Here is a 1,638-nt window from a genome sequence, read left to right as displayed (position 1 = left end):
CTTCTTCGCCGGTGACCGTCTTGATGACGTCCGGTCCGGTGATGAACATGTGGCTGCCGCTGCCGCCGCGTCGGCCCGCTGCTCTCCGGCTCAGTCCGTCACCGGCACCGCTCGGTCATTGGCATAGCTAACCCCCAGCTGGGCGCGGACCCCGTCGAAGAGCCGCATGGTGTCCACGGTGTCCGCCCAGGGCATGGTGGGGCTCTGCAGCAGGCCGGACTGGACGCAGCGGGTGACTTCGCGCAGCTCGAAAACGTAGCCGCGGCCGACGCTCGGGAAGGTTTCCACCCGCGGCTGGCCCAAATGAGGTTGGACCGCCAGCTCGGTGGGGTTATGCAGCGGCGCGTTGCTGCGGAGCCACCCGCCAGTGCAGGCGACGGTGGCCGTGCGCGGCGAGGCGGCCTGCAACGAACACGCCAGCTGCGCCTGGGCACCCGAACCGTAGCTGAGCGTCATGGCGTTCTGGGCGTCGACGCCGTCGTCGTTGACCTGCCCGGAGGCGGCCACCGTCTGCGGGAAGCCCAGGGTGCCCAGCGCCCAGGTCAGCGGATAGACCGCCAGATCCAGCAGCGCTCCGCCGCCTGCTGCCGGATTCCACAACCGGGCAGCCGGGTCGTAGACCGCCGGGAATCCAAGGTCGGCCTGCAGCCAGCGGACCTCGCCGAGTTCGCCGGACGCGAGGATGTCCCAGACGCGGTTGATGATCGGCAAGAAGCGCGTCCAGACCGCCTCCATCAGGAACAGTCCCCGCGCGGCCGCCAGTTCCGTCAGCTCCAGGGCTTCCCGGGCGTTGATGGTCAGGGACTTTTCGCACAGCACATGCTTGCCGGCCTGCAGCGCCCGTCCCGCGATCTCGAAATGCTGGCCGTGCGGAGTGGCCACGTAGACCACGTCCACGTCCGGGTCGGCGAAAAGCTGGTCGTAGCCCTTGCCGGCATCGCCGTCGAAATAGGCAGTGGCGAAGCCGAAACGCCGTTGGAAGGCCACCGCGTTGGCCTGGTGGCGGGAACTGACCGCTTGCAGCACGGCATCCTCCAGCCGGGCGATGTCCTCGGTAACCCGGGTGGCGATGGTCCCGGTGGCGACCACGCCCCAGCGCAGTTTCCGGCCGGTGGCTGCGCGCGGATCCGGGGCGCCGGGCCGGGCGCAGGGCGGGGTAACGATCCGGGGCGGTTGTCCCATGGCTCCATCTTGGCGGCCGGCGGCCGGGACGTCCATGGGCACCGATTGCCCTTTGTCCCGTCCTGCCGCGCGTGTCCCTGCCCTACCGATGTGGACCTATCGATGGTACAAAGTAAGCAGGCTCAGTAATTTCGCCACAACGAGGAGGAGCCCGCACCATGGATACAGGCATGATCGTCGGAATCATCATCGCGATAGTTGTACTCCTGATCATCATCGGAGTCATTGTCTTCTTTGCGCAGAAGCGGAACACCAAGCGGAAGTTCGAGAAGCAGGAAGAGAACCGCAGGGAGGCAGCGGAGTTGCGGCAGGGAGCGCAGGTGTCCTCAGTCGAGGCGCGGGAGCGCCAGGCGGACGCCAGATCCTCAAGCACCTGCGCGGGCTCATCGACGGTTTGGAGCAGGGCGCCGACGAGGAGACCGTGGAAGCGCTCGCGGTCGTGGTTTTCTGGGGAAC

At 67.6% G+C, this 1,638-nt stretch carries 2 protein-coding genes; one reads left to right on the top strand and one right to left on the bottom strand.

Features of this window, described 5'->3' with window-relative positions; all coding sequences use genetic code 11:
* Positions 1-90: 90 nt before the first annotated feature.
* A complete protein-coding gene (locus AC5RUJ_RS16020) occupies positions 91-1,182 on the bottom strand; it encodes a Gfo/Idh/MocA family protein (protein WP_494127996.1) in 1,092 nt (363 codons plus the stop codon).
* A gap of 158 nt (positions 1,183-1,340) precedes the next feature.
* Between AC5RUJ_RS16020 and AC5RUJ_RS16015 the strand changes: the two genes are divergently transcribed.
* A partial coding sequence (locus AC5RUJ_RS16015; RefSeq protein ID WP_494156214.1) for a hypothetical protein occupies positions 1,341-1,638 on the top strand: 298 nt, incomplete at its 3' end.

Source organism: Arthrobacter sp. Y3223164, assembly GCF_059091005.1.
Note: the sequence above shows the minus strand (reverse complement) of the source record. Positions and strands in the feature narration are given on the sequence as shown.

What these genes read in the sequence shown, in the direction of transcription:
- AC5RUJ_RS16020 (WP_494127996.1), bottom strand. Translation starts at nt 1,182, where the DNA reads ATGGGACAACCGCCCCGGATCGTTACCCCGCCCTGCGCCCGGCCCGGC.